This is a genomic window from Variovorax boronicumulans (genome assembly GCF_029892485.1).
GTDB classification, from domain to species: domain Bacteria; phylum Pseudomonadota; class Gammaproteobacteria; order Burkholderiales; family Burkholderiaceae_C; genus Variovorax; species Variovorax boronicumulans_B.
Map to the genome: position 1 here is coordinate 43,531 of NZ_JARXVG010000015.1, position 19,223 is coordinate 62,753.

General features: G+C 66.7%; 19 protein-coding genes. All 19 read left to right on the top strand.

What is annotated here, in order from left to right:
- Positions 1–48: 48 nt before the first annotated feature.
- Positions 49–1,116 carry a 3-phosphoserine/phosphohydroxythreonine transaminase gene (serC, locus tag M2282_RS26900; RefSeq protein WP_432422947.1) on the top strand — a complete coding sequence of 356 codons (1,068 nt, stop codon included), beginning with the start codon at positions 49–51 and terminating at the stop codon, positions 1,114–1,116.
- Between the two features lie 25 nt (positions 1,117–1,141).
- Positions 1,142–2,263: a prephenate dehydratase gene (gene pheA, locus M2282_RS26905; RefSeq protein WP_280811842.1), complete on the top strand. Its 1,122-nt coding sequence runs from the start codon at positions 1,142–1,144 to the stop codon at positions 2,261–2,263.
- 14 nt (positions 2,264–2,277) lie between these two features.
- On the top strand, positions 2,278–3,171 hold the full coding sequence (locus M2282_RS26910) for a prephenate dehydrogenase (protein ID WP_280811843.1): 894 nt from the start codon (positions 2,278–2,280) through the stop codon (positions 3,169–3,171).
- Between the two features lies 1 nt (position 3,172).
- Entirely contained in the window at positions 3,173–5,185 is a 2,013-nt protein-coding gene (locus M2282_RS26915) for a bifunctional 3-phosphoshikimate 1-carboxyvinyltransferase/cytidylate kinase (protein WP_280811844.1), read from the top strand.
- A gap of 198 nt (positions 5,186–5,383) precedes the next feature.
- On the top strand, positions 5,384–7,072 hold the full coding sequence (gene rpsA / locus M2282_RS26920) for a 30S ribosomal protein S1 (protein ID WP_013540225.1): 1,689 nt from the start codon (positions 5,384–5,386) through the stop codon (positions 7,070–7,072).
- 86 nt (positions 7,073–7,158) lie between these two features.
- Positions 7,159–7,482: an integration host factor subunit beta gene (locus M2282_RS26925; RefSeq protein WP_280811845.1), complete on the top strand. Its 324-nt coding sequence runs from the start codon at positions 7,159–7,161 to the stop codon at positions 7,480–7,482.
- Between the two features lie 46 nt (positions 7,483–7,528).
- Positions 7,529–7,867 (top strand): LapA family protein, encoded by a 339-nt coding sequence (locus M2282_RS26930; protein WP_280811846.1) that lies wholly within the window; start codon positions 7,529–7,531, stop codon positions 7,865–7,867.
- Positions 7,857–9,035: a lipopolysaccharide assembly protein LapB gene (gene lapB, locus M2282_RS26935; protein ID WP_280811847.1), complete on the top strand. Its 1,179-nt coding sequence runs from the start codon at positions 7,857–7,859 to the stop codon at positions 9,033–9,035. The genes M2282_RS26930 and lapB overlap by 11 nt, the downstream gene beginning before the upstream one ends.
- Before the next feature lie 140 nt (positions 9,036–9,175).
- Positions 9,176–9,496 (top strand): ComEA family DNA-binding protein, encoded by a 321-nt coding sequence (locus M2282_RS26940; protein WP_280811848.1) that lies wholly within the window; start codon positions 9,176–9,178, stop codon positions 9,494–9,496.
- Positions 9,497–9,661: 165 nt separating this feature from the next.
- Positions 9,662–10,630: a TRAP transporter substrate-binding protein gene (locus M2282_RS26945; protein ID WP_280811849.1), complete on the top strand. Its 969-nt coding sequence runs from the start codon at positions 9,662–9,664 to the stop codon at positions 10,628–10,630.
- A 3-nt stretch (positions 10,631–10,633) separates the two neighbouring features.
- Positions 10,634–11,167: a TRAP transporter small permease gene (locus tag M2282_RS26950; RefSeq protein WP_280811850.1), complete on the top strand. Its 534-nt coding sequence runs from the start codon at positions 10,634–10,636 to the stop codon at positions 11,165–11,167.
- Positions 11,168–11,211: 44 nt separating this feature from the next.
- Entirely contained in the window at positions 11,212–12,525 is a 1,314-nt protein-coding gene (locus tag M2282_RS26955) for a TRAP transporter large permease (RefSeq protein ID WP_280811851.1), read from the top strand.
- A 25-nt stretch (positions 12,526–12,550) separates the two neighbouring features.
- Complete coding sequence (gene crcB, locus M2282_RS26960; protein WP_280811852.1) at positions 12,551–12,928, top strand: fluoride efflux transporter CrcB; 378 nt, start codon at positions 12,551–12,553, stop codon at positions 12,926–12,928.
- A gap of 78 nt (positions 12,929–13,006) precedes the next feature.
- Positions 13,007–15,949 (top strand): monovalent cation/H+ antiporter subunit A, encoded by a 2,943-nt coding sequence (locus M2282_RS26965; RefSeq protein ID WP_280811853.1) that lies wholly within the window; start codon positions 13,007–13,009, stop codon positions 15,947–15,949.
- Positions 15,949–16,299: a Na+/H+ antiporter subunit C gene (locus M2282_RS26970; RefSeq protein ID WP_280811854.1), complete on the top strand. Its 351-nt coding sequence runs from the start codon at positions 15,949–15,951 to the stop codon at positions 16,297–16,299. The genes M2282_RS26965 and M2282_RS26970 overlap by 1 nt, the downstream gene beginning before the upstream one ends.
- A gap of 82 nt (positions 16,300–16,381) precedes the next feature.
- A complete protein-coding gene (locus M2282_RS26975) occupies positions 16,382–18,100 on the top strand; it encodes a monovalent cation/H+ antiporter subunit D (protein WP_280811855.1) in 1,719 nt (572 codons plus the stop codon).
- Positions 18,097–18,588 (top strand): Na+/H+ antiporter subunit E, encoded by a 492-nt coding sequence (locus M2282_RS26980; RefSeq protein ID WP_280811856.1) that lies wholly within the window; start codon positions 18,097–18,099, stop codon positions 18,586–18,588. Before M2282_RS26975 ends, M2282_RS26980 begins: the two co-directional genes overlap by 4 nt.
- Positions 18,585–18,863 carry a K+/H+ antiporter subunit F gene (locus M2282_RS26985; RefSeq protein ID WP_280811857.1) on the top strand — a complete coding sequence of 93 codons (279 nt, stop codon included), beginning with the start codon at positions 18,585–18,587 and terminating at the stop codon, positions 18,861–18,863. The genes M2282_RS26980 and M2282_RS26985 overlap by 4 nt, the downstream gene beginning before the upstream one ends.
- Positions 18,860–19,216, top strand: a complete 357-nt coding sequence (gene mnhG, locus M2282_RS26990) for a monovalent cation/H(+) antiporter subunit G (protein ID WP_280811858.1) — start codon at positions 18,860–18,862, stop codon at positions 19,214–19,216. Before M2282_RS26985 ends, mnhG begins: the two co-directional genes overlap by 4 nt.
- Positions 19,217–19,223 lie beyond the last annotated feature (7 nt).

Here is a 19,223-nt window from a genome sequence, read left to right on the forward strand (position 1 = left end):
ACGCCGGCCGGCAAGCGCCCCTACAACTTCTCGGCCGGTCCGGCTGCCATGCCGGAGGCGGTGCTGCAACGCGCCGCCGCCGAAATGCTCGACTGGCAGGGCAGCGGCATGAGCGTGATGGAGATGAGCCATCGCGGCAAGGAATTCGGCGCGATCTGCACGCAGGCCGAAGCCGACATCCGCACGCTGCTGGCGGTGCCCTCCCATTTCCACATCCTGTTCATGCAGGGTGGCGGTCTCGGCGAAAACGCCATCGTGCCGATGAACCTGTCGCGCGGCAAGACCGCCGACTTCGTCATCACCGGCAGCTGGAGCATCAAGTCGCACAAGGAAGCGCAGCGCTATTGCACCGCGCGCATTGCTGCGAGCAACGCCGACAACCAGCACACGAAGCTGCCCGATCCCTCGACCTGGCAGCTCACCAAGGACGCCTCGTACGTGCACCTGTGCACCAACGAGACGATCAACGGCATCGAGTTCCAGCAGTTGCCCGACCTCGCCGCGCTCGGCAGCGATGCGCCGCTCGTCATCGATTTCTCGTCGCACGTGGCTTCGCGCAGCGTCGACTGGAGCCGCGTGGGCCTTGCCTTCGGCGGCGCGCAAAAGAACCTGGGGCCGGCGGGCCTCACGATCGTTGTCGTGCGCGACGACCTCCTGGGCCACGCCCTCGAGATCTGCCCAAGCGCCTTCAACTACAAGATCGTTGCCGACAACAACTCCATGTACAACACCCCGCCGACCTGGGGCATCTACATGGCGGGGCTGACGTTCCAGTGGCTGCTGCAGCAGACCGAGGGCACGCTCAGCGGCGTGGCCGCGATGGAGCAACGCAACATCGAGAAGGCAAAGCTGCTGTACGACTTCATCGACGGCTCCGACTTCTACGCCAACCGCATCGATGCAGGCTGCCGCTCGCGCATGAACGTGCCGTTCTTCCTGGCCGACGAAAGTCGCAATGAGGCGTTCCTGGCCGGCGCACGCGAGGCCGGGCTGCTGCAGCTCAAGGGCCACAAGTCGGTTGGCGGCATGCGCGCGAGCATCTACAACGCCATGCCGCTGGCAGGGGTGCAGGCCCTCGTGGGCTACATGCGAGAATTCGAGCGATCGCATGCCTAGGCGCATGCCCTAGCTGCTCGCACCGATGACCGCCTCCGCACCCACACCGCCCTCCTCCGACTACAACTCCGAAAGCCTTGCCGATCTGCGCGTGCAGATCGACTCGCTCGACCAGCGCCTGCTGAGCCTTCTCAACGAGCGGGCCCACGTGGCCGAACTCGTCGGCGAGGTCAAGAAGCGCGAAGGCACGCCGTTCTTTCGTCCTGACCGCGTTGCCGCCGTCATCGACAAGATGCAGAAAAGCAATGGCGGTCCGCTCAAGGACCTCCATGTGGCGGCCATCTGGCGCGAGATCATGTCGGCGTGCCTCGCCCTCGAATCGCCGCAACGCGTGGCCGTGCTGGGGCCTGAAGGCACCTTCTGCGAACAGGCGGCCATCGAATACTTCGGCGGCGCCGCCGACCTGATCTACTGCGCCAGCTTCGACGAAGTGTTCCACGCCACCGCCGCGGGCAGTGCCCAGTACGGCGTGGTCGGCGTCGAGAACTCGACCGAAGGCGTGGTTACCCGCTCGCTCGACCTGTTCCTGCATTCGCCCACCCATGTGGTCGGAGAAGTCAGCCTGCTGGTGCGCCATCACCTCTTGCGCAGCGAGAACTCGCTCGAGGGCATCGAGGCCGTGCTGGCCCATCCGCAGGCGCTCGCGCAATGCCAGACTTGGCTGTCCAAGCACCTGCCCAATGCCGAGCGCCGTGCCGTGTCGAGCAATGCCGAAGGCGCACGCCTCGCGGCCACCAACCCGGCCTGGGCCGGACTCGCCGGCGAACGCGCCGCCACGCGGTTCGGCCTGCACATCGTGGCACACGCCATCCAGGACGATTCGTACAACCGCACCCGCTTCTCCGTGATCTGCCTGCCGCAGACGCTGGCCATGCCGCCGGCATCGGGCAAGGACTGCACGAGCCTGATCGTCTCGGTGCCGAACCAGCCCGGCGCGGTGCATGACCTGCTGGTGCCCCTCAAGACCAACAACGTGTCGATGACGCGCTTCGAATCGCGCCCCGCGCGCACCGGCCAGTGGGAGTACTACTTCTACATCGACCTGGACGGCCATCCCTCGCAGCCCAACGTGGCCGCGGCACTGGCCGAACTGCGCGGCCTCTGCGCGTTCTACAAGGTGCTGGGCGCCTACCCCGTCAAAGCCTGAGCCGGACAGACACGATGTTCGAGCAACTGGGATTGATCGGCTGCGGCCTCATGGGCGGCTCCTTTGCGCTCGCTCTCAAGCGCGCGAAGCTGGTGAAACGCGTGGTCGGCTACAGCAAGTCGCCGTCCACCACCGAACGGGCGCGCCAGCTCGGCGTGATCGACGTGGTGGCGCCCTCAGCGCTGCTGGCGGTGTCGGGCGCCGACCTCGTGCTGCTGGCCGTGCCGGTGGCTGCCTCGGAGGCCATGTTCAAGGCGATCCGCCACGGCATCTCCAACGAGACGCTGGTGATGGACGTCGGCTCGACCAAGGGCGACGTGATCGAGGCTGCACGCAACGGCCTGCAAAAGCAGTTCGCGAACTTCGTTCCGGCGCATCCGATCGCCGGCAAGGAAGTCTCGGGCATCGAGCACGCAGAAGCCTCGCTTTTCACCGGCCGCCAGGTCGTGCTGACGCCGGTCAAGGCCACGCTGCGATCGAATGTGCAGCGCGCCTCGCAGGTGTGGAGCGGCATCGGCGCCAACGTGGTCACGATGACGCACGAGGAACACGACGCCTCTTTCGCCGCAGTGAGCCACCTGCCCCACTTGCTGGCGTTCGCGTACACCAACGCTCTCACGGCGCAGCCGCAGGGCGACCGTTTCCTCAGTCTCGCCGGACCGGGCTTTCGCGATTTCTCGCGCATCGCCGCCAGCGACCCCGTCATGTGGCGCGACGTGCTGCTCGCCAACCGCGAGCAGGTGCTGCTGCAGTCCCAGGCTTTCCGCAAGGCGCTGGAGGACCTCGAGGCGCTCATGACCGCGGGCGACCTGCAGGGGCTGGAGCAATCCATCGCCGCCGCCAGCAAGGCGCGCGCCGCGTGGAGGCCGAACGCGAGCTCCGACGCCTCGGCCCAGCAGGACAGCTGACATGTTCTCGACCGCCTTCCTCGACCTCCCGCCTCTTGTCGGCGCCGCCGGCACGGTCCGGCTGCCGGGCTCCAAGAGCATTTCCAACCGCGTGCTGCTGCTGGCCGCGCTCGCGAGCGGCACCACCACGATCCACGACCTGCTCGACTCCGACGACACGCGCGTGATGCTCGACGCCCTGCGCGCGCTCGGCTGCGGCATCCAGCCGGCAGGCAGCACGCTGCAGATCACCGGCCTCGGCGGCCAGCTGAAACCCAGCGAGGCTTTGCTGCCCCTCTTCCTGGGCAATGCCGGCACCGCCATGCGCCCGCTGACGGCCGCGCTTTCGCTGCTGGGCGGCGAGTTCGAACTGAGCGGCGTGCCGCGCATGCACGAGCGGCCCATCGGCGACCTGGTCGATGCGCTTACCCAGCTCGGCTGCAACATCGACTACCTCGGCAACCCGGGCTATCCGCCACTGCGCATCCATCCGGTCGATCACGACGACCTGGTGCTTGACGCGCCGATCCGCGTGCGCGGCGACGTCTCGAGCCAGTTCCTCACGGCATTGCTGCTGGCGCTGCCGCTCGCAGCCCGCAACGACATCGTGATCGAGGTGGTGGGCGAGCTCATTTCCAAGCCCTACATCGAGATCACGCTGAACCTGCTGGCGCGCTTCGGCATCACGGTGCGACGCGATGGCTGGGAGCGGTTCACCATTCCGGCCGGCAGCCGCTACAGCTCGCCGGGCGACATCCACGTGGAGGCCGATGCCTCTTCTGCGAGCTATTTCATCGCACTGGGTGCCATCGCCACGGGCGTGTCCGGGAAGAACGGCATCCGGATCGAAGGCGTGGGCGCCGATTCGATCCAGGGCGACATCCGCTTCATCGACGCAGCCCGGCAGATGGGCGCCGAGGTCGACAGCGGCGCGAACTGGCTCGAAGTGCGCCGCGGCGCCTGGCCGCTCAAGGCCATCGACCTGGACGCGAACCACATCCCCGACGCTGCGATGACGCTCGCCGTCATGGCGCTCTATGCCGACGGCCCGAGCACCCTGCGCAATATCGCGAGTTGGCGCGTCAAGGAAACCGACCGCATCGATGCCATGGCCAACGAGCTCCAGAAGCTCGGCGCCACGGTCGAGGCCGGTCCGGATTTCATCCGCGTCCACCCGCTGGCACAGGCCGGCTGGAAGGCGGCGAGCATCCGCACGTACGACGACCACCGGGTGGCGATGTGCTTCTCGCTTGCGGCGTTCAACCCGGCGGGGGTGCCGGTGCGCATCCTCGAGCCGCACTGCGTCGCCAAGACCTTCCCCGATTACTTCGAAACCCTGTTCTCGGTCGCCGAGGGCGCCGAAGTGCCGGTGATCTGCATCGACGGCCCGACCGCCTCGGGCAAGGGCACGCTGGCGGCCGAAGTGGCGCGCCTGCTGGGTTACCACTACCTGGATTCGGGCTCGCTCTACCGCGTGACCGGTCTGGCCATGCGTCGCGCGGGCCTCAGCGCCGACCCGCAGCACGAGGCGCAGATCGCCGCCCTGGCAGCCGCCCTGCCCCTGCAGTTCATCGAGGGCAAGGTGATGCTGGACGGCGAGGACGTGAGCGACGAGATCCGCACCGAAGCCGCCGGCATGGACGCCTCCCGCGTCTCGACCCTGCCCTCGGTGCGAGCGGCGCTCCTGGCGCTTCAACAGCGCTTTCGCCAGCTCCCCGGACTGGTCGCCGACGGCCGCGACATGGGCACCGTGATCTTCCCGCACGCACCCCTGAAGGTCTTCCTCACGGCCAGCGCCGCCCAAAGGGCGGAACGGCGACATAAGCAGTTGATTTCAAAGGGAATTTCGACTACACTCGACAGTCTTCGCTCCGACTTGGAAGCACGTGACGCCCGGGACTCCTCCCGCAGCGTCGCCCCTCTGAAGCCGGCGCAGGATGCTCGCCACCTCGACAACTCCCAGCTGTCCATCGAAAAATCGATCGACACGGTGTTGGACTGGTGGCAGCAAGTGCAGCCCTTCAAGTCCGCTTGAAAGGCTCGCGCCCACCGGGTTGTCCGGTTGGCGCGTACCGCTCCAGCAGGCTCTTCTCGCGCGACAGCGCACCGGCCTTCTGGTTGTTCAACCAACCCGGGTTTAAAAGCCCACAAAACCGCCGTCTCCAGATCCACAGCAGCCGCACGCAATTTCGCACTGGCGCCTGCCAACCCTGCCTGACGGAAGGAACCATCAATGTCTGAATCTTTTGCCGACCTATTCGAAGAGTCCCTGAAGCGTTCCGAAATGCGCACCGGCGAGGTCATCACGGCCGAAGTCGTGCGCGTCGAACACAACCACGTCGTCGTCAACGCCGGTCTGAAGTCCGAAGCGTATGTGCCGATCGAGGAGTTCAAGAACGACAAGGGCGAACTCGAAGTCCAGGCCGGCGATTTCGTTTCCGTTGCCATCGGCAGCGTTGAAAACGGCTACGGCGACACCATCCTCTCGCGCGACACCGCCAAGCGCCTCGCTTCGTGGCTCGCCCTCGAGAAGGCCCTGGAATCGGGCGACTTCGTCACCGGCACCACCAGCGGCAAGGTCAAGGGCGGTCTGACCGTCCTGGTCAACGGCATCCGCGCATTCCTGCCCGGCTCGCTGATCGACACGCGTCCCATCAAGGACCTGACCCCGTACGAAAACAAGACCCTCGAATTCAAGGTCATCAAGCTCGACCGCAAGCGCAACAACGTCGTGCTGTCGCGCCGTGCCGTGGTCGAAGCCAGCATGGGCGAAGAACGCGCCAAGCTGATGGAAACCCTGAAGGAAGGCGCTGTTGTCCGCGGCGTAGTCAAGAACATCACCGAATACGGTGCGTTCGTGGACCTCGGCGGCATCGACGGCCTGCTGCACATCACCGACATGGCATGGCGCCGTGTTCGCCACCCGAGCGAAGTCGTTCAGGCCGGCCAGGAAATCACCGCCAAGATCCTCAAGTTCGACACCGAAAAGAACCGTGTCTCGCTGGGTCTGAAGCAAATGGGCGACGACCCGTGGATGGGCGTTTCGCGCCGCTACCCGCAATCGACCCGCCTGTTCGGCAAGGTCACGAACATTGCCGACTACGGCGCGTTCGTCGAACTCGAACCCGGCATCGAAGGCCTGGTGCACGTCTCCGAAATGGACTGGACCAACAAGAACATCGCTCCGAACAAGATCGTCTCGCTGGGCGACGAAGTCGAAGTCATGGTCCTGGAAATCGACGAAGACAAGCGCCGCATCAGCCTGGGCATGAAGCAGTGCAAGGCCAACCCGTGGCAAGAGTTCGCGCAAAACACCAAGCGTGGCGACCGCGTCAAGGGCCCGATCAAGTCGATCACCGACTTCGGCGTGTTCGTGGGTCTGGCTGCCGGTATCGACGGCCTGGTTCACCTCTCGGACCTCTCGTGGAACGAAGCCGGCGAAACCGCCGTTCGCAACTACAAGAAGGGCCAGGAAGTCGAAGCGATCGTGCTGGCTGTGGATGTCGACCGCGAGCGCATCTCGCTGGGCATCAAGCAGCTCGACAGCGACCCGTTCACCACGTTCACCACCGTGAACGACAAGGGCCAGATCGTGACCGGCAAGGTCAAGACCGTGGACGCCCGCGGCGCTGAAATCGACCTCGGCGAAGACATCCTCGGCTACCTGCGTGCTTCGGAAATCTCGCGCGACCGCGTCGAAGATGCCCGCAACGTGCTCAAGGAAGGCGACGAAGTCACCGCCATCGTCGTGAACGTGGATCGCAAGACCCGCAACATCCAGCTGTCCATCAAGCAGAAGGACATGGTCGACGAACAAGGCGCCATGGCCAACCTGAGCCAGCAGTCGGCACGCGAGAACGCGGGCACGACGAGCCTGGGCGCCCTGCTGCGCGCCAAGCTCGACAACAACGACAGCAAGTAAGCTGAGTCCGAAGACAGAGCAGGCCAGGCTTCTAGCTTGGCCGCTCTGTCTTTTTTTTCGTCCACGTTTTCTCTGCACTGGCCTCTATGACCCGCTCTGACCTCGTCGAAGAACTCGCAGCGCGCTTTGCGCAACTCACGCACCGCGATGCCGAATACGCCGTCAAGACCATCCTGGACGCGATGAGCGACGCGCTGGTTCGCGGGCACCGCATCGAGATCCGCGGGTTCGGCAGCTTCTCGGTCAACCGGCGCCCGCCGCGCCTCGGGCGCAATCCGCGCTCGGGCGAAAGCGTGCAGATCCCCGAAAAGCGGGTGCCGCACTTCAAGCCGGGCAAGGCCTTGCGCGAGGCTGTCGACGCGAAAACCGCCGAGCTCGGCGCCAAGGAAGCCAAGGGCCGCAAGGCCTGATCCGCGTGGATGCAAACGTAGAATGCCTCCGGCAACGGGAATGGCTATGAAATACCTCCTGTGGCTGCTCAAGGCGGCCATTTTTTTTACGCTCTTCGCCTTCGCGCTGAACAACCAGCACGACGCGACCGTCTACTTCTTCTTTGGCACCCACTGGCGCGCACCGCTGGTGCTGGTCGTGCTCGCAGCCTTCGCGGGCGGGCTCGTGGTGGGCGCGCTCGGCATGTTGCCGGGCTGGTGGAAACACCGTACCGCCGCAGCAGCCCAGGGACCATCGGCAGCCGAAGCCGCATCAACTACGGCACCGACGGCCACAACCGCTGCAGCAGCGGCACCGACCATCTCCGCCACCGACCTTCCCGCCGTACGTCAACATGGACTTTGATCCCAGCTGGCTGCTGATCGGCCTGCCCGTCGCCTTCGTGCTCGGGTGGCTCGCATCGCGCTTCGACATCCGCCAGCTCAAGCTCGAGAACCGGCAGGCGCCCAAGGCCTACTTCCGCGGCCTGAACTTCCTGCTCAACGAGCAACAGGACCAGGCCATCGACGCCTTCATCGAGGCCGTGCAGAACGACCCCGACACGCAGGAGCTGCATTTCGCGCTCGGCAATCTGTTCCGTCGCCGCGGCGAATACCAGCGCGCCGTGCGCGTGCACGAGCACCTGCTCGGCCGTGGCGACCTGAGCCGGGCCGACCGCGAACGCGCACAGCACGCGCTCGCACAGGACTTTCTGCGCGCCGGCCTGCTCGACCGCGCCGAAGCTGCGCTGCAGAAGCTCGAAGGCACGCGCTACGAGAACGAGGCGCGCCTCTCGCTGCTGGCCATCTACGAGCGTTCGCGCGAATGGGCGCAGGCCGCCGACGTGGCACAGAAGCTGGACGAGTCCGACCAGGCCAGCTACGCCACGCGCCGCGCACATCACCTCTGCGAGCAAGCCACCGAGCGCGTGGCAGCCGGCGAGTTGCCCGCTGCGGCGAAGCTGCTCGCGCACGCCGTCGAGCTGGCCCCCCAGGCGCCACGCCCCGCGATCGACACTGCCAACCTCCAGCTGCGCAATGGCGATGCCGTCGCGGCCTTCGACACGCTCGCGGCACTGAGCGACACCGCGCCCCTCGCGCTGCCGCTGTATGCCGCCGCATTGCAGCAGGCCGCCGTGGCAGCGCACCGCGAAGCCGAGGCGCTCGCGCTGCTGCAGCGGCGCTATGCCGAGTCGCCGTCGATCGACGTGCTCGAGGCGCTGATCGCACTCGGCGGTGCGCCGTCGGCAACAGCCGCTGCCGACGACCAGCAGCCCCCTGCGCCGCGCGACGGCTACATCGCCCACCTCGCGCACCAGCCCTCGCTGGTCGCGGCATCGCGCTGGCTGGCGGGCGAGAAGTTCGAGCACGAGCAGTTCCATCCGCAGGTGCAGCGCGCGCTCGACCATGCCACCCGCCCGCTGATGCGCTACCGCTGCGCGGCCTGCGGCTTCGAGGCGCACCAGTACTTCTGGCACTGCCCCGGCTGCCAGGCCTGGGACAGCTATCCGCCGCGCCGCGTCGAAGAACTCTGAGCAAGGTTCCGACCACGTTCCGGAACAATGGTCACCGGGGCGACGAGGTCGTCAACGCCCCTTTCCCTGGTCTCGTTGAACGCCAGCCGACGCATTTGTCGGCTGTCAGTCATACCAACAAATCAGGGAGTTTTTCAATCATGTTCAAGAAGATCCTGGCCGTCTCGGCCATGCTGTTCGCGGCCGCCTCGTTCGCCGCCGTCGATGTCAACAAGGGCACCGAAGCCGAACTCGATGGCCTCAATGGCGTCGGCCCCGCGATGTCCAAGCGCATCATCGAGGCGCGCAAGCAAGGCGAGTTCAAGGACTGGCCCGACCTCATGCAACGTGTGAAAGGCGTGAAGGAGAAGAAGGCCCAGAAGCTCTCGGCCGAAGGTCTCACGGTGAACGGCCAGGCCTTCGGCGGTGCGGCGCCCGCAGCATCGAAGGAAGCGAAGGCCCCCAAGGCCGCGAAGCCCTGACCTCGCGCATGTAGCCATGGCAAAGCCGCCCTCGAGGCGGCTTTTTCATGTGCGCTCGGTCGGCCGCGCGCACGCCACATGGCAGGGAAATGCCTCAGGAAGTGGCCCGGAATTTGCACGTATGCTTCCTTTCGTTTTGCTTTCACTACATTCCGGAGCGCGTTCATGAATCACAAGTTCGGCATTGCCCTCGCGGGCCTCACCCTCGGCGCCGCAGCGTTCGCACAGACCAAGTGGGACCTCCCTACCGCCTACCCCGCGACCAACTACCACACCGAAAACATCACGCAGTTCGCGAAGGACGTGGACGCCGCCACCGCCGGCAAGGTGAAGATCACGGTGCATGCCAACGCATCGCTCTTCAAGGCGCCCGAGATCAAGCGCGCCGTGCAGAGCGGCCAGGCGCAGGCCGGCGAGATCCTCCTGGCCAACTACGCGAACGAGAACCCGATCTACGCACTCGATGGCGTCCCCTTCCTCGCCACCACCTATCCCGAGGCCCGCAAGCTGTACGACGCCTCCAGGCCCGCCATGGAAAAGCTGCTCGCGGCGCAAGGCATCAAGGTGCTGTTCGTCGTGCCATGGGCGCCGCAGGGCATCTACTCCAAGAAGGAGATCAGCTCGGTGGCCGACCTGCGCGGCATCAAGTGGCGCGCCTACAGCCCGGCCACCGCCAAGATCGCCGAACTCATTGGTGCACAGCCGGTGCAGATCCAGCAGGCCGAACTGAGCGCCGCCATGGCCACCGGCGTGATCGAGAGCTACATGAGCTCGGGCTCCACCGGCTACGACACCAAGACCTACGAGCACATCAAGAACTTCTACGACACGCAAGCCTGGATTCCGAAGAACGCGATCCTCGTCAACGCCAAGTCGTTCGATGCGCTCGACCCCACCACCAAGGCCGCCGTCACCAAGGCCGCGGCCGATGCCGAAACCCGCGGCTGGAAGATCGCGCAGGAGAAGAACGACGAGTACAAGCGCCTGCTGGCCGAGCGCGGCATGAAGGTGCACAAGCCTTCGGCCAAGCTCGACGCCGACATGCGCCAGGTCGGCGGCATCATGCAGACCGACTGGCTGAAAGCCGCCGGTGCCGATGGCGCCGCCATCATCGACGCCTACAAAAAGAAGTAAGCCATGCGCCGGTTCCTCGACCGCCTGTACGACGGTGCAGGCGCGCTCGGCGCGTTCTGCGTGTTCCTGATCTTCGTGCTGATGATCCTGGCCGGCGTGGGCCGGCAGATGAACTGGCATGTGAGCGGGCTCAACGACATCGTCTCGTGGCTCTGCGCCGCCGCCGCGTTCTTCGCGATGGCGCACGCCTTCCGCCACGGCGACTTCGTGCGCGTGACGCTGCTGCTCGAAGCCGTGCCGCCCAAGGTGCGGCGTGCGCTCGACGTGATGTGCCTGCTGATCGCCGCGGTGTCGGTGGCCTACCTCACCTACTGGGCGACCAGCTTCACCTACGAGAGCTACGAGTTCGCCGAAATGGCGACGGGCCTCGTGGTCATTCCGATCTGGATTCCGCAATCGACCTTCGTGATTGGTTGCTGGCTGCTCCTGATCGCCATGGTCGACGAGCTGGTGGGCGTGGTGCGCGGCGAAAAGCCGAGCTACCAGCGCGCCATCGAAGAGCGCCACGCCGCGGGCGACTTCTCTTCGGACGTCTGAATCCCGACGTCTGACCGTTCGAACGACAACAACAAAGACACCCGATGCTCGAAACCCTTTTGATGGGCGCCCTGCTGCTCGGCATCATGCTGTTGCTGCTGGCAGGCGGCGTCTGGATCGCCATGACCCTGGCCATCGTCGGCTGGGTCGGCCAGGCCTTCTTCACCAACACGCTGCCGGGCAAGAACCTGTTCTCCGCCTTCTGGGAAAGCAACGCGAGCTGGGAGCTCGCGGCGCTGCCGCTGTTCATCTGGATGGGCGAGATCCTGTTCCGCACCAAGCTCAGCGAAGAGATGTTCGAGGGCCTGCGCCCCTGGCTCAACCGCGTGCCCGGCCGGCTGATGCACACCACCATCCTCGGATGCGGCGTGTTCGGCTCGGTCTCGGGCTCCTCAGCCGCCACCTGCGCGACCATCGCCAAGGTGGCGCTCCCAGAACTCAAGCGCCGCGGCTACGACGAGAAGCTGGCCATCGGCTCGTTGGCAACCGCCGGCACGCTGGGCATCCTGATCCCGCCCTCGATCACGATGGTGGTGTACGCCGTGGCGGCCGACGCCTCGATCATCCGCATCTTCCTGGCCGGCTTCCTGCCGGGCTTCCTGTTGATGCTGCTGTTCTCGGGCTACATCGCCTGGTGGAGCCTGCGCAATCCGGACAAGGTGCCGCCGGCCGATCCTCCGACCACCTTCATGCAGAAAATCCGGCTCTCGGGCAACCTCATTCCCTGCGCACTGCTGATCGTCTTCATCGTCTGGGTGCTGGTCGCGGGATGGGCCACTGCCACCGAATGCGCGGCCTTCGGCGTGCTCGGCTCGCTGGCCATTGCCGCGTACGGCAGGAGCCTCACCTGGAAGAACTTCAAGGACGGGATCATGGGTGCCACGCGCACCAGCTGCATGATCATGTTCATCCTGGCGGGCGCGGCCTTCCTCACCAAGACCATGGCCTTCACCGGCATCCCGCGCGAACTGGCCGAGTGGGTCGACAGCATGCACCTGTCGCCCTATGCGCTGATCGGCGCGCTGGTGGTGGTGTACCTGGTGCTGGGCACGGCGCTGGACGGCATCTCGATGATCGTGCTCACCAGCGCGGTGGTGCTGCCGATGATCCAGAAGGCGGGCTTCGACCTCATCTGGTTCGGCATCTTCATCGTGCTGCTGGTGGAAATCGCCGAGGTCACGCCGCCGGTGGGCTTCAACCTCTTCGTGCTGCAGAACATGACCGGCAAAGACAGCAACGTGATCGCCAGGGCGGCGATCCCGTTCTTCTTCTGCCTGGTGCTGTGCATCGCGCTGATCACGCTGTTCCCGAGCATCGTGACGATCCTGCCTGACATGATGATGGGCAAGGAGAAGTAGCCAGCGCCTGCGGATAATCGGTGCCATGCTGCTGAACGCCTTCGTCATCTGCCTTGCCGCCTGCATCGGCGCCCTCCTGCGCTGGGGCTTCGCGCTCTGGCTCAACCCCGGCAACGTCATCCCCTGGGGCACGCTGGCGGTCAACCTCATCGGCGGGTATCTCATCGGCGTGGCCATCGGCTTCTTCAACGGGCTGCCCGACATCGACCCCGCCTGGCGGCTCATGGTCATCACCGGGTTCCTGGGCACGCTCACCACCTTCTCCAGCTTCTCGGCCGAGGTCGTCGGCATGCTCGTCGGCGGCCGGTTCGGCCTCGCGCTGGGCACGATCGCGCTTCACCTGGGCGGCTCGCTCTGCATGACCTGGCTGGGCCTTCGCACCGTGCAGGCCTTCTCGGGCTGAACCTGCAGCCAAAAACGCCTTATGTCCTGCGGTTATAGATAGGGGCCGCCAGGGGGCCGGTCGATAGAATTGACCACAATGCCCCTGGTCTTTCTCGTCGCACTTCCCTTCATTGCCAGCGTGCTGGCCGCGTTGATGCCGTCCAACGCGCGCAACAGGGAATCGACCCTCGCCGGCCTCGTCGCACTGGGCTGCGCGATACAGACCGCATGGTTCTTCCCGCAGATCGCACACGGCAACGTGCTGCGGCAAGAGATCGAATGGCTCCCGGCCCTCGGCCTGAACCTCGTGTTCCGCATGGACGGCTTCGCGTGGCTCTTCTGCATGCTGGTGCTGGGCATCGGCGCGCTGGTGGTGCTCTATGCGCGCTACTACATGTCGGCCTCCGACCCGGTGCCGCGCTTCTTCTCGTTCTTCCTCGCGTTCATGGGCGCGATGATGGGCGTGGTGCTCTCGGGCAACCTCATCCAGATGGTGCTGTTCTGGGAGCTCACCAGCCTCTTCTCTTTCCTGCTGATCGGCTACTGGCACCACCGCCGCGATGCACGGCGCGGCGCGCGCATGGCGCTCACCGTCACCGGCGCGGGGGGACTGTGCCTCCTGGCCGGCGTGCTGGTGCTGGGCCGCATCACCGGCAGCTACGAGCTGGACGTGGTGCTGGCCTCGGGCGACGCGATCCGCGACCACGCGCTCTACCCGGTGGCGCTGGTGCTGATCCTGCTGGGCGCCTTCACCAAGAGTGCGCAGTTCCCGTTCCACTTCTGGCTGCCGCGCGCCATGGCCGCGCCCACGCCCGTGTCGGCCTACCTGCACTCGGCCACGATGGTGAAGCTGGGCGTGTTCCTCATGGCGCGCCTGTGGCCCGTGCTCTCGGGCACCGAGCAGTGGTTCTGGCTGGTGGGCGGCGCGGGTGCGATCACGCTGCTGCTGGGCGGCTTCATCGCGATGTTCCAGCGTGACCTGAAGGCGCTGCTGGCCTACTCGACCATCTCGCACCTCGGGCTCATCACGCTGCTGCTGGGGCTGAACAGCCCGCTCGCGGCCGTGGCTGCGGTGTTCCACGTCATGAACCACGCGACCTTCAAGGCCTCGCTCTTCATGGCCGCCGGCATCATCGACCACGAGACCGGCACGCGCGACATCCGCAAGCTGAGCGGCCTGATGCGGCTCATGCCCATCACCGGCACGCTGGCGATCATCGCAAGTGCCTCGATGGCCGGCGTGCCGCTGCTCAACGGCTTTCTCTCCAAGGAAATGTTCTTCGCCGAGACGGTGTTCATCCAGGCCACGCCGTGGATCGATTTCAGCCTGCCGGTCATCGCCACGATCGCGGGCATCTTCAGCGTGGCGTATTCGGCGCGCTTCGTGTTCGACGTGTTCTTCGGCCCCCCGTGCGGCGACGAGGTGCCCAAGCATCCGCATGAGCCGCCGCACTGGATGCGCGTGCCGGTGGAACTGCTGGTGCTGGTGTGCCTGGTGGTGGGCGTGGTGCCGGCCTGGTCCGTCGGGCCGCTGCTGGCGGCGGCCGCCACGCCGGTGGTCGGCGGCACGCTGCCCGAATACAGCCTGGCCGTGTGGCACGGCTTCAACCTGCCGCTCGTGATGAGCTTCGTCGCGCTCGCGGGCGGCGCGGCGCTCTACCTGCTGCAGCGCCGCCGCCGCGCGGGTGGCGGCCTCGAGCACACGCCGCTGCTGCACCGCTTCGACGGCCAGGTCATCTTCGAGCACCTGCTCGCGCTCTTGAGCGAAACCGGCCGCCGCAGCCGGCGCCTGTTCGGCACGCGCCGCATGCAGTCGCAACTGCTGCTGCTCGTGGCGGTGGCCGTGGCCGGCGCCGCGGCGTCGCTCTGGGCCACGCCCTCGGCCCCCGGCACGCGCGAGCTGCTGCCCTTCTCGCCGATGTTCGCGATGATGTGGCTCATCGGCGGCACCTGCGCGCTGGCTGCCGCCTGGCAGGCCAAGTTCCACCGGCTCGCCGCGCTCATGCTGGCCTCGGGCGCCGGGCTGGTCTCCTGCGTGACCTACATCTGGTTCTCCGCGCCCGACCTCGCCCTCACGCAACTGGTGGTCGAGGCCGTCACCACGGTGCTGATCCTGCTGGGCCTGCGCTGGCTGCCGATGCGCAGCAAGGACGTCATCCAGCCCGCCCGCGCACGCCTGCGCCCCTGGGGCCGACGTGGGCGCGACCTGCTGGTGGCCACCATCGCAGGCTGCGGCATGGCCGCACTGGCCTGGGCGATGATGACGCGCAACTTCCCGCAGAGCATCTCGCCCTTCTTCCTCGAACACGCGCTCACCGAGGGCGGCGGCACCAACGTGGTCAACGTGATGCTGGTCGACTTCCGCGGCTTCGACACCTTCGGCGAGATCACCGTGCTCGGCGTGGTGGCGCTCACCGTGTATGCGCTGCTGCGGCGCTTTCGTCCGGCCATCGAGTCGATGGCGCTGCCGATCCAGCAGCGCCAGCAGGTCGACGACGGCAGCAGCGACCTGCTGAACCCGCGCCTGGCCAAGGACACCGCCGTCGGCTACCTGATGGTGCCGGCCGTGCTGGTGCGCCTGTTGCTGCCGCTGGCGGCGCTGGTGTCGGTCTACTTCTTCATGCGCGGGCACAACGCGCCGGGCGGCGGATTCGTCGCGGGGCTGGTGATGTCCGTGGCGCTGGTGCTGCAGTTCATCGTCTCGGGCACCGAATGGGTCGAGGAGCACCTGCGCATCTACCCGCGCCGCTGGATCGCCATCGGCCTGCTGCTGGCCCTGGCCACGGGCGGCGGCGCATTGCTGTTCGGCTACCCGTTCCTCACCACGCACACCGCGCACCTTCACCTGCCGGTGCTGGGCGAGATCCACGTCCCCAGCGCGCTCTTCTTCGACATCGGCGTGTTCGCGCTGGTGCTCGGCGCCACCATGCTGATCCTCACCGCGCTGGCCCACCAGTCCATCCGCAGCCACCGCTGGGCCGACGAACAGGCCGAACGCGAAGCGCAGGCGCAAGCCAAAGCCGTGGAAGGAGCGCACTGATGGAAATCGTGCTCGCCCTGGCCATCGGCGTGCTCACCGGCTCGGGTGTCTACCTGCTGCTGCGCCCGCGCACCTTCCAGGTGATCATGGGCCTCACGTTGATCTCCTACGCGGTCAATCTCTTCATCTTCAGCATGGGCCGGCTCAAGGTCGACAGCGAGCCGGTGCTCATCAAGGGCATCGAGTCGACTCTCGCCAACACGGCCGACCCGATGCCGCAGGCGCTGGTGCTCACGGCCATCGTGATCGGCTTTGCGATGACGGCGCTGTTCCTCGTCGTCATGCTCGCCTCGCGCGGGCTGACGGGCACCGACCATGTGGACGGTGAAGAGCGCAAGGAGGTGGAATGAGCGCCGCACGGCCGCCCGAAGGCGCGGGCCCCCGTGAGGGGGTGGGCGCAGCACACGCAGTGGCAAGCCTGGGGGTGGACCGATGACAGAAGTCTTCCACCTGCTCGACCGGTTTCTCGAGTTCAGCATGCCGCACCTCGTGGCGGTGCCGATCCTCGTGCCAATGCTCACCGCCGCGCTCATGCTGCTGCTGGGCGAGAACCGCCGGCGCACCAAGTCCGCGCTGAGCGTGGTGTCGGGCCTGGTCGGCCTGCTGGCCGCGCTCGCGCTGCTGCGCTGGGTGAACGCGCCCGACACCGGCAGCGGCCCCGGGTCCATCGGCGTGTACCTGCCCGGCAACTGGCGCGCGCCCTTCGGCATCGTGCTGGTGGCCGACCGGCTCTCGACCATGATGGTCGCGCTCACCGGTGTCATCGCCTTCGCCGCGTCGATCTATTCCACCTCGCGCTGGGACCGCGCGGGCGTGCACTTCCATCCGCTGCTGCAGCTGCAGCTCATGGGCCTGAATGGCGCCTTCCTCACGGGCGACCTGTTCAACCTGTTCGTGTTCTTCGAGGTGATGCTCGCGGCTTCCTACGGCCTCCTGCTGCACGGCTCGGGGCGCCTGCGGGTGCAGGCGGGGCTGCACTACATCGCGATCAACCTCGCGGCGTCGTCGCTGTTCCTGATCGGCGCGGCCATCCTCTACGGCGTGACCGGCACCCTCAACATGGCCGACCTGGGCGTGCGCATCGCCGAGCTCGCGCCGGGCGACCGCGGCCTGGTGCATGCGGCAGCGGCGATTCTCGCGACCGCGTTCTTCGCCAAGGCGGGGGCATGGCCGCTCAACTTCTGGCTGGTGCCGGCCTACAGCGCGGCGGTCTCGCCGGTGGGCGCCGTGTTCGCGCTGCTCACCAAGCTGGGCGTGTACACGGTGCTGAGGCTCTGGACCGTGCTCTTCGCGCCCGACACCGGCGACTCGGCCGCCTTCGGGCAGATTGCGCTGGTGGGCATCGGCCTCGCGACGCTCTTTGTCGGCGCCATCGGCATCGTCGGCACGCAGCGGCTGTCGAACCTCGCTGGCTTCAGCGTGCTGGTGTCCGCAGGCACCTTGCTCGCGGCGATCGGCCTCGGGCACCCTGCCGTGTGGGCGGGCGCGCTCTACTACCTCTTGAGTTCGACGCTCGCGGTGAGCGCCTTCTTCCTTCTGACCGACATGATCGAGCGCTGGCGCAACGCCGGCATGAGCGTCGCGCCGCACGAGGCGGCAGGCAATGCGCCCTTCCTCGCCGAAGACCTGAGCGCCATGTCCGACGTGAACCTCGACGACGAGGCGCAGGCGCTCTACGGCCGCGCGATTCCCGCCGGCATCGCCTTCCTGGGCCTGAGCTTCATGGGCTGCACGCTGCTGCTGGCGGGGCTGCCGCCGCTGTCGGGCTTCGTGGGCAAGTTCGCGATGCTCTCGGGCCTGCTCGGCGCGAAGGGCGTGGCGACAGCCGGCTGGATCTTCCTGGCGCTCCTGATCGTTTCGGGCTTTCTTTCGCTGATCGCGCTGAGCCGCACCGGCATCCGCCATTTCTGGACCCAGCCGCATCCCACGATGCCTTCGCTGCCCGCGCTCGAAGTGCTGCCGGTCGCTGCGTTGCTCGCAGCCTGCGTGGCGCTGACCGTATGGGCCGAGCCGGTGATGCAGCATGCCAAGGCCACCGCCAACGGCCTGAAGAACCCCGAGACCTACCGCAACGCGGTGATGGGCGCCACGCAGGTGCCCAACCCGGCGGTCGCGCCCGCCAAGGTGCCGGTGAAGGGAACCGCGCCATGAAACGCTGGATTCCCTCGCCGCCGCTGTCCTTCGCGCTCTTCATCGTCTGGCTGCTGCTCAACCAGTCGCTGGACGCGGCCACGCTGCTCATGGCGCTGGTGCTGGCCATTGCTGTGCCGCTGCTCACCAAGGGCCTGCGCCCCGCCACCGTGCGCATGCGCAAGCCCGGCGTCGCGCTGCGGCTGTCGCTGGTCGTCACCTTCGACATGCTGAAGTCCGCCTGGGACGTGGCCCGGCTGATGCTCACCCGCCGCAGCACGGGCATCCGCTCGAGCTTCGTGCAGATCCCGCTCGACATGCGCGATCCCAATGGCCTGGCGGTGCTCGCCATGGTCATGTGCCTCACGCCCGGCACCGCCTGGGGCGAAGTGGCGTTCGACCGCAGCACGCTCCTGATCCACGTGTTCGACCTGGAGGACGAGGCCGCCTTCGTCGCGACGATCAAGCAGCGCTACGAACGCCCGCTCATGGAGATCTTCGAATCATGACGCCGATCCTTTTCTGGGCCCTCAAGTGCGCGCTGTTCCTGCTCGCCGTGGCCATGCTCTGCGCGCTCTTCCGGTTGCTGATCGGTCCCACCGCGCAAGACCGCGTGATGGCGCTCGATTGCCTCTACGTCAACGGCATGCTGATGATGCTGGTGCTGGGCATCAACTACGCGAGCAACGTGTACTTCGAGGCCGCACTGCTGGTGGCGATCTTCGGTTTCGTCGGCTCGACGGCGATGGCCAAGTTCCTGCTGCGCGGGGAGGTGATCGAATGACGGATTTCATCGTCGGGCCGCTGCCGCTGTGGGCCGAAATCGTCACCGCCGTGTTCGCCGTGCTGGGCGCGGCCTTCGCGGCCATCGGTTCCTTCGGCCTCGTGCGGCTGCCCACCTTCTTCCGCCGCATCCACGCGCCGACGCTGGGCGCCACGGTGGGCGTGTGGTGCATGACCATCGCCACCATCGTCTACTTTTCGGTGCAGGGCTACAGCCTGTTCCTGCACGCGATATTGATCGTGCTGTTCATCGCGCTCACCGCGCCGATCACCACCATCTTCCTGATGCGCGCGGCGCTGTTCCGCGAACGGCAAAAGGGCGGCGACGTGCCGCCGCAGGCGAAGTCGGGCTGAACCGAGC

Bases quoted from the DNA above. Each gene is read 5' to 3' on its own strand.
- serC (WP_432422947.1), top strand. From the start codon at position 49: ATGCCGGAGGCGGTGCTGCAACGCGCCGCCGCCGAAATGCTCGACTGG.
- pheA (WP_280811842.1), top strand. From the start codon at position 1,142: ATGACCGCCTCCGCACCCACACCGCCCTCCTCCGACTACAACTCCGAA.
- M2282_RS26910 (WP_280811843.1), top strand. From the start codon at position 2,278: ATGTTCGAGCAACTGGGATTGATCGGCTGCGGCCTCATGGGCGGCTCC.
- M2282_RS26915 (WP_280811844.1), top strand. From the start codon at position 3,173: ATGTTCTCGACCGCCTTCCTCGACCTCCCGCCTCTTGTCGGCGCCGCC.
- rpsA (WP_013540225.1), top strand. From the start codon at position 5,384: ATGTCTGAATCTTTTGCCGACCTATTCGAAGAGTCCCTGAAGCGTTCC.
- M2282_RS26925 (WP_280811845.1), top strand. From the start codon at position 7,159: ATGACCCGCTCTGACCTCGTCGAAGAACTCGCAGCGCGCTTTGCGCAA.
- M2282_RS26930 (WP_280811846.1), top strand. From the start codon at position 7,529: ATGAAATACCTCCTGTGGCTGCTCAAGGCGGCCATTTTTTTTACGCTC.
- lapB (WP_280811847.1), top strand. From the start codon at position 7,857: ATGGACTTTGATCCCAGCTGGCTGCTGATCGGCCTGCCCGTCGCCTTC.
- M2282_RS26940 (WP_280811848.1), top strand. From the start codon at position 9,176: ATGTTCAAGAAGATCCTGGCCGTCTCGGCCATGCTGTTCGCGGCCGCC.
- M2282_RS26945 (WP_280811849.1), top strand. From the start codon at position 9,662: ATGAATCACAAGTTCGGCATTGCCCTCGCGGGCCTCACCCTCGGCGCC.
- M2282_RS26950 (WP_280811850.1), top strand. From the start codon at position 10,634: ATGCGCCGGTTCCTCGACCGCCTGTACGACGGTGCAGGCGCGCTCGGC.
- M2282_RS26955 (WP_280811851.1), top strand. From the start codon at position 11,212: ATGCTCGAAACCCTTTTGATGGGCGCCCTGCTGCTCGGCATCATGCTG.
- crcB (WP_280811852.1), top strand. From the start codon at position 12,551: ATGCTGCTGAACGCCTTCGTCATCTGCCTTGCCGCCTGCATCGGCGCC.
- M2282_RS26965 (WP_280811853.1), top strand. From the start codon at position 13,007: ATGCCCCTGGTCTTTCTCGTCGCACTTCCCTTCATTGCCAGCGTGCTG.
- M2282_RS26970 (WP_280811854.1), top strand. From the start codon at position 15,949: ATGGAAATCGTGCTCGCCCTGGCCATCGGCGTGCTCACCGGCTCGGGT.
- M2282_RS26975 (WP_280811855.1), top strand. From the start codon at position 16,382: ATGACAGAAGTCTTCCACCTGCTCGACCGGTTTCTCGAGTTCAGCATG.
- M2282_RS26980 (WP_280811856.1), top strand. From the start codon at position 18,097: ATGAAACGCTGGATTCCCTCGCCGCCGCTGTCCTTCGCGCTCTTCATC.
- M2282_RS26985 (WP_280811857.1), top strand. From the start codon at position 18,585: ATGACGCCGATCCTTTTCTGGGCCCTCAAGTGCGCGCTGTTCCTGCTC.
- mnhG (WP_280811858.1), top strand. From the start codon at position 18,860: ATGACGGATTTCATCGTCGGGCCGCTGCCGCTGTGGGCCGAAATCGTC.